General features: G+C 61.8%; 8 protein-coding genes. All 8 read right to left on the bottom strand.

The features are described from left to right. Positions 1-163 precede the first annotated feature (163 nt). Positions 164-565, bottom strand: a complete 402-nt coding sequence (locus ACQKPZ_RS27830; protein WP_012274719.1) for an ExbD/TolR family protein — start codon at positions 563-565, stop codon at positions 164-166. 1 nt (position 566) lies between these two features. Beyond that, the gene (locus ACQKPZ_RS27835; protein WP_012274720.1) at positions 567-1,286 is read right to left on the bottom strand and encodes a MotA/TolQ/ExbB proton channel family protein; all 720 of its coding nucleotides are present in this window, start codon (positions 1,284-1,286) and stop codon (positions 567-569) included. A gap of 30 nt (positions 1,287-1,316) precedes the next feature. After that, positions 1,317-2,117: an energy transducer TonB gene (locus tag ACQKPZ_RS27840; protein WP_416733549.1), complete on the bottom strand. Its 801-nt coding sequence runs from the start codon at positions 2,115-2,117 to the stop codon at positions 1,317-1,319. Between the two features lie 403 nt (positions 2,118-2,520). Further along, positions 2,521-3,510 (bottom strand): sulfate/molybdate ABC transporter ATP-binding protein, encoded by a 990-nt coding sequence (locus ACQKPZ_RS27845; RefSeq protein ID WP_403195027.1) that lies wholly within the window; start codon positions 3,508-3,510, stop codon positions 2,521-2,523. Positions 3,511-3,513: 3 nt separating this feature from the next. Next, entirely contained in the window at positions 3,514-4,386 is an 873-nt protein-coding gene (gene cysW / locus ACQKPZ_RS27850; protein WP_060498120.1) for a sulfate ABC transporter permease subunit CysW, read from the bottom strand. A gap of 11 nt (positions 4,387-4,397) precedes the next feature. Further along, positions 4,398-5,216 (bottom strand): sulfate ABC transporter permease subunit CysT, encoded by an 819-nt coding sequence (gene cysT, locus ACQKPZ_RS27855; protein ID WP_145191084.1) that lies wholly within the window; start codon positions 5,214-5,216, stop codon positions 4,398-4,400. 186 nt (positions 5,217-5,402) lie between these two features. After that, positions 5,403-6,410 (bottom strand): sulfate ABC transporter substrate-binding protein, encoded by a 1,008-nt coding sequence (locus ACQKPZ_RS27860; RefSeq protein WP_391130536.1) that lies wholly within the window; start codon positions 6,408-6,410, stop codon positions 5,403-5,405. A gap of 50 nt (positions 6,411-6,460) precedes the next feature. Continuing rightward, positions 6,461-6,643, bottom strand: a complete 183-nt coding sequence (oscA, locus tag ACQKPZ_RS27865) for a sulfur starvation response protein OscA (RefSeq protein WP_003248957.1) — start codon at positions 6,641-6,643, stop codon at positions 6,461-6,463. Between the last annotated feature and the right edge of the window lie 243 nt (positions 6,644-6,886).

Consider the following 6,886-nt stretch of genomic DNA (forward strand, 5'->3'; position numbering starts at 1 on the left):
AGAACGCCGGTTTGTTGATGTGTTTGCTCGCACGAACATCATCCATCAAACCGGCGTTCTTGTTTCTGTCTTTCCCGGGATTCCGTGAAGAACCTAAAAAAAGGGCCAACCCCTGCCAAGAGATGTGGCCCATAAGCACTTGCCTGAAGAGGGTTGCCGGGTATCAGCGCGCGGTAATCACCGCCAGCTTGCTGATCCCCGCACGTTCGATGGCTGCCATGGCCCGCGCCACTTCGCCGTAGTTCACGCCGTCATCGGCCTGCAACTGCACACGCACGTCTGCGTCCTTGTCCTTGGCGGCCTTGAGGTTGGTTTCCAGCAGGTCGGGCTGTATCTGGTCCTTGTTGATGAACAGCTTGCCTTCGCCGTCGATACTGACCACCAGTGGGTCCTTCTGCTCCACCGGGGCCACGGCCTCGGTCTTGGGCAGGTTGATGGGGATGGCGTTGGTCAGCAGCGGCGCGGTGACGATGAACACCACCAGCAGCACCAGCATGACATCCACCAACGGCGTGACGTTGATTTCACTGAGGACTTCGTCGCTGTCCTGGGTCGAAAAGGCCATATCAGGACGCCTCCTTCACCGGCTGGGTGAAACCGGCCTGGGCTTTTTGCACAGCGGGGTGCACCAGCACTCGGAAGGCACTCTTCTGCGCCAGGCTATAGAAGTCGTGGGCGAAGTCATCGAGGTCGGCAGCGGTCAGCTTGAGGCGGCGCAGGAAGTAGTTGTAGACCAGCACCGCCGGCACGGCGACGGCAATACCCACACCGGTTGCCACCAACGCCGCACCGATTGGCCCAGCCACGGTTTCCAGGCTGGCAGAGCCGGCCGCGCTGATGCCCTTGAGCGCTTCCATGATGCCCCACACGGTGCCGAAAAGGCCGATGAAGGGCGAGGTGCTGCCGATACTGGCCACTACCGCCAGGCCGGTTTCCAGCGAGCGGCGCTCACGCACGATCTGCTGGCGCAGGGCGCGTTCCAGGCGGTCCTGGTGGTTGATGGCATGGCTCAGGTCGTTGGCCTGGGTGTCACCAACGGCAATGGCAGCGTAGCCAGACTGGGCAACGCGGGCAGCCGGGCCGGGCAGCTCGTGGCTGAGCTCGGCGGCCGAGTCCAGGCTGGAGGCCGCCCAGAACTGCTGGTGGAAGCGCTTGTCCTGATTCTTCAGCCGCACGAACTGCGCGACCTTGACCAGGGCCAGGCCCCAGGTGACGACAGAGAAACCAACCAGCAGCCAGATGACTGCGCTTTCAACGGATTCGAGGGGGGATGCCAGCAGGCTCATGATGATGTCTTCCTGTGTTCTGCGAAAAAGTTAGCGAAGCTTGAAATCGATCGGCACGCTGACCCAGCCGGTCTGGGCCACGTCGCCCTGCTTGGCGGGGACGAAGCTCCAGCGCTTGACCGCGGCCAACGCAGCAGCGTCGAGGGCATCACGGCCACTGCTCTTCTGGATCTGGATCTGCCCTGGCTTGCCACTGGGCAGCACCTCTACGCGCAACAGCACGGTGCCCTCCCAACCACGGCGCTGGGCCATCTGCGGGTATTCCGGCGCTGGGTTCTTCAGGTACGCGGCGTTGGCCGATGCCGGGGTTATCGGGGCCGGCGCAGGTGGTGCCGGTGCAGGCGGCGCCGGGGCGGCCACCGGCGCTGGCGGCGGTGCCTCGACCGGTTTTGGCTGTGGTTTGGGCGCTTGCTTGACCACAGGCTTAGGCACAGGCTTTGGCTTGGGTTTGGGCTTGGCGGCCAGCTCGTCGACTACCGGTGGCGGCGGTGGTGGCTCGACTACCGGCGGCGCGGGGGCTGGTGGCGGCGGCTCGACCACAGGCGGTGCAGGTGCGGCGAACTCGATGGTCATGGGCGGCACTTGCGGTGGCACTACCGGCAGTTCAGGCGTTGGTGCCTGGCTAACCCAGTACGCTGCAGCGCCATGCAGGGCCAGCACCAGCAGGCCCAACACCAGCTTGTCGCGGCGCTTGAGCCCGCTGACGGGCGTGCGTTGCAGGCGCAGCTGGCCAAGCGGGAGGCGAAGCGTGCGTCCAAGCTCGACCAGGTCGCCCGGGGCCGGGCGCCATGGCTGGTCGTAGGCCCTGACGGCCGACTGGACATTACCCATTGATCAAACTCCTGGGGTCTCGATTCAGGTGTGTGGCTGAATCATCGGTGCCAGAGGCTTATCTCTTAAAGTAATGTTTAAAATTATGGTTAGAACTTAAGTGAATATTGGTTTTTAGCGATTCCCTCAAAGCCTTGGATTTCGCGGCCTGTGGCTGGTCCGGCTAAAGGCGATGCATTGCGGGCATGCAAAATATTCGTGCAAGGCATGAGATTGCCGCGAGGGTTGCGCCCTCGATCGCGACACAAGGCCGCTCCTACAGGGGACCGCGCAAGCCCAGGCATTACGCGATCCTCTGTAGGAGCGGCCTTGTGTCGCGAAAGGGCTGCAAAGCAGCCCCGGCAATCTCACAGGCATAAAAAAGCCCGGGACCAACCCCGGGCTTTTCATCATCAAAGGCGCCTCAGATATCCGCCACCTTCTGCCAAACCTTCGGCCGGAAGAACAGCGTCTCCCCTCGCGCCAACCCGGTCAGGCTGTCATGGTCCTTGACCACCTCAGCCTCGATCAGATCGCTCTGCCCTTCCACCTTCAAGGTCACCCGTGTGGTCGCACCCAACGGCCGAATGTCACGCACCTCGGCCGCATGGTGCCCCTCAGTCTCATGCCGCGACAGCGACACTTCGTGCGGGCGGAACAGCACGTGGTGCCCTTCGCTCAAGGCCAGGCGGTTGGAGTCACCAAGGAAGTGGTAGACGAAATCGTTGGCCGGCTGCTCGTACACCTCACCCGGCGAGCCGATCTGCTCGATCACGCCCTTGTTCATCACCACGATGCGGTCAGCCACTTCCATGGCCTCTTCCTGGTCGTGGGTAACGAACACCGACGTCAGGTTGATGTCCTCGTGCAACCGCGCCAGCCAGCGTCGCAGTTCTTTACGCACCTTGGCATCCAGCGCACCGAACGGCTCGTCCAGCAGCAATACCTTGGGCTCCACAGCCAGTGCCCGGGCCAGGGCGATACGCTGGCGCTGCCCCCCCGACAACTGCTCGGGGTAACGGTCGGACAACCAGTCCAGCTGCACCATGTTCAGCAGCTCATGCACCTTCTCGGCAATCTTGCTTTCGCTCGGGCGCTCGCCCTTGGGTTTCATGCGCAAGCCGAAAGCGACGTTGTCGAACACACTCATGTGGCGGAACAGCGCGTAGTGCTGGAACACGAAGCCGACGTTGCGGTCGCGCACGTCATGGCCGGACACGTCCTCGCCATGGAACACGATGTTGCCCTGGTCCGGGGTTTCCAGGCCGGCAATGATACGCAGCAGGGTGGTCTTGCCGCAGCCGGACGGCCCCAGCAGGGCCACCAGCTCGCCGCTGTTGATGTCCAGGTTGATGTTGTTCAGGGCCTGGAAGCTGTTGAAGCGCTTGCTGACATTACGAACTTCGATCGACATGAATCATTCCTCCGCGGCGCTGTGGCGCAGGCGGTTAATACGGTTCTCGCTCCACTGCTTGAGCAGCAGGATGAAGAGCGCCAGGATCAGCAACAGGCTGGCCACGCTGAAGGCCGCGACGTGGTTGTACTCGTTGTAGAGGATCTCCACATGCAGCGGCAAGGTGTTGGTCACGCCACGGATGTGGCCAGACACCACCGACACCGCGCCAAACTCGCCCATGGCCCGTGCAGTACACAGCACCACGCCATAGATCAGGCCCCATTTGATGTTGGGCAAGGTCACGTGCCAGAACATCTGCCAGCCATTGGCACCGAGCAGGCGCGCGGCCTCCTCTTCTTGCGTGCCCTGCTCCTGCATCAGCGGGATCAGCTCACGGGCCACGAACGGCACCGTGACGAAGATGGTTGCCAGCACGATGCCCGGCAGGGCGAACACGATCTGGATGTCGTGGTCCTGCAGCCAAGGGCCGAACAAGCCTTGCGCACCGAACATCAGCACATAGACCAGGCCGGCGATAACCGGCGACACCGAGAACGGCAGGTCGATCAGGGTGACCAGGATACTCTTGCCACGGAAGGTGTACTTGCTTACGCACCAAGCGGCACTGACGCCGAACACGAGGTTCAGCGGCACCGAAATGACCACGGCGAGCAAGGTGAGCTTCAGTGCCGACAATGCATCGGGCTCGAAAATCGCCTCGAAGAAGGTGCCGAAGCCGTTCTTCAGCGCCTGCGAGACCACGATCACCAGTGGCAGCAGCAGGAACAGGGCGAACACCAGCCAGCCAAGGCCGATCAGGATACGCCGCGAAGTAGCATTGCCACGGCGGGCAGCGTTGGCGGCCGCGCTTGCACTCAGGGATGAACTGGACATGCCGGCCTCCTTCAAGGGGTTTCGATGCGGCGCTGCAGCAGGTTGATCAGCAGCAGCAGGATGAAGGAAACCACCAGCATCAGCACGCCGATGGCAGTCGCGCCGGTGTAGTCGTACTGGTCGAGCTTGACCATGATCAGCAGCGGCAGGATCTCGGTCTTCATCGGCATGTTGCCGGCAATGAAGATCACCGAACCATACTCACCCACACCGCGGGCAAAGGCCAGGGCGAATCCGGTGAGCCAGGCCGGCAACAGGGCCGGGGCCAGCACATGGCGGAACACCTGCAACGGCTTGGCGCCCAGGCAGGCAGCGGCCTCTTCCACTTCACGCGGGATGTCGGCCAGAACCGGCTGCACCGTGCGCACCACGAACGGCAAGGTGACGAAGGTCAGTGCCAGGGTGATGCCCAGCGGGGTGTAGGCGATCTTGAAGCCCAGGTCGGTGGCGAACTGGCCGACCCAGCCCGCAGGTGCGTACAGGGCGGTCAGGGCGATACCAGCGACGGCGGTGGGCAAGGCGAACGGCAGGTCGATCATCGCGTCGATGATCTTGCGCCCGGGGAAGGTATAGCGCACCAGCACCCAGGCCAGCAGGGTGCCGATCACACCGTTGATGATGGCGGCGAACAAGGCGGTGCCGAAACTCAGCTTGAGCGCGGCGATTACCCGCGGCGCACTGATGATGTTCCAGAACTGTTCGAAGGTGAGCTGCGAGGCATGGATGAACATGGCCGCCAGCGGTATCAGCACGATCAGGCTGAGGTACACCAAGGTGTAGCCCAGCGTCAGCCCGAAGCCGGGTATGACGGGGGAAATACGACGTGACATAAGTATCCCTGGGTGAATGCACTTGGCCCGGGAGCGATCCCGGGCCGATGCTAGCTTCTGAAATCCCGGGGCTGCTGCGCAGCCCATCGCGACGCAAGGCCGCTCCTACAAGAAGAACGCGTATCCCCTGTAGGAGCGGCCTTGTGTCGCGATGGGCCGCAGAGCGGCCCCGCTTTTCCGTGGCCCTTACTGTGCCTGATAGATCTGGTCGAACACACCGCCATCATTGAAGAATTTCGGTTGTGCGGTCTTCCAGCCACCGAAGTCCTTGTCGATGGTTACCAGGTCCAGTTTCGGGAACTGCTTGCCGAATTCGGCAGCAACCTTCTCGTCACGCGGGCGATAGAAGTTCTCAGCGGCAATCTTCTGCCCGGCCGGGCTGTACAGGTGCTTGAGGTATTCGGTGGCAATATCGGTATTGCCCTTCTTCTCGGCGTTCTTGTCCACCACGGCAACTGGCGGTTCGGCCAGGATCGACAGCGACGGTACGACGATGTCGAACTTGTCGGCGCCACCGTCTTCCTTCAGCGCCAGGAAGGCTTCGTTTTCCCAGGCCAGCAGCACGTCGCCCTGGCCGTTGTTGACGAAGGTAATGGTCGAGCCACGGGCGCCGGTATCCAGCACCGGTACGTGCTTGAACAGCTCCTGCACGTATTCCTTTGCCTTGTCTTCGCTACCGCCGGTCTTCAGGCCGTAGGCCCAGGCGGCCAGGAAATTCCAGCGTGCACCGCCGGAGGTTTTCGGGTTGGGAGTGATGACCGACACGTCTTTCTTGATCAGGTCGCCCCAGTCCTTGATGCCTTTCGGGTTGCCCTTGCGCACCAGGAACACGATGGTCGAAGTGTACGGGGTGCTGGCATCCGGCAGGCGGGTCTGCCAGTTGTCCGGCAGGGTCTTGCCGAGCTTGGCGACTTCGTCGATGTCACCGGCCAGGGCCAGGGTCACCACGTCGGCACGCAGGCCGTCGATTACCGCACGGGCCTGCTTGCCCGAGCCACCGTGGGATTGCTGGATCTTCACCTTGTCGCCCGGGTGGGCCTGCTGCCAGTGCTTGATGAACTCGGCGTTGTACTGCTGATACAGCTCGCGGGTCGGGTCGTAGGACACGTTCAACAGTTCGTAGTCCTTGGCGATGGCGGAACCGGCAAAAACAGCACTGGCCAGGGCGGCGAGCGCATAACGGCGGATGGACATGGTGAAGCTCCCGATTGGCATTTTTCTAGTTTTGAATGTTTGGGCGCAGATCAGCCGGGCTTGTTGCCAGGCTGTTGCAGGCGGAACTTCTCCTTGCGCTCGATCTGTACGACCTGAGCGTTGTGCACAGTGATCTCCACCGCACCGAAACGCAGGTCGCGCAGGGCGCTCTGGATTTCACGCAGAATGGTGGCTTCGTCCTGACCGTCGATGCTACGCAGAGATGCACTCATGCTCGTTCTCCTTGGAGTGAGGTGCCGGGCAGGGGTTTGAAGGGGATTTGCGCCTGGCTTGAGGGCAATAGTAGTGATGCGGAGATATTCTTAAAAATACTGTTTAAGAATGTTTATATAACCAAAATTCAAAGACCGTCTTGACGGGAATGCAAGACCCTGTGGGAGCGGGTTCACCCGCGAATAATAACGTATGTCAAACAAAACAAAGTAGGGGGTAACGCAGCACAAAACGGGCGTAAA

The organism is Pseudomonas sp. NPDC089547, assembly GCF_050280665.1.
Taxonomy (GTDB): Bacteria; Pseudomonadota; Gammaproteobacteria; order Pseudomonadales; family Pseudomonadaceae; genus Aquipseudomonas.

Excerpts from the sequence above, each read along its gene's own strand:
- ACQKPZ_RS27830 (WP_012274719.1), bottom strand. The coding sequence starts at position 565 with ATGGCCTTTTCGACCCAGGACAGCGACGAAGTCCTCAGTGAAATCAAC.
- ACQKPZ_RS27835 (WP_012274720.1), bottom strand. The coding sequence starts at position 1,286 with ATGAGCCTGCTGGCATCCCCCCTCGAATCCGTTGAAAGCGCAGTCATC.
- ACQKPZ_RS27840 (WP_416733549.1), bottom strand. The coding sequence starts at position 2,117 with ATGGGTAATGTCCAGTCGGCCGTCAGGGCCTACGACCAGCCATGGCGC.
- ACQKPZ_RS27845 (WP_403195027.1), bottom strand. The coding sequence starts at position 3,510 with ATGTCGATCGAAGTTCGTAATGTCAGCAAGCGCTTCAACAGCTTCCAG.
- cysW (WP_060498120.1), bottom strand. The coding sequence starts at position 4,386 with ATGTCCAGTTCATCCCTGAGTGCAAGCGCGGCCGCCAACGCTGCCCGC.
- cysT (WP_145191084.1), bottom strand. The coding sequence starts at position 5,216 with ATGTCACGTCGTATTTCCCCCGTCATACCCGGCTTCGGGCTGACGCTG.
- ACQKPZ_RS27860 (WP_391130536.1), bottom strand. The coding sequence starts at position 6,410 with ATGTCCATCCGCCGTTATGCGCTCGCCGCCCTGGCCAGTGCTGTTTTT.
- oscA (WP_003248957.1), bottom strand. The coding sequence starts at position 6,643 with ATGAGTGCATCTCTGCGTAGCATCGACGGTCAGGACGAAGCCACCATT.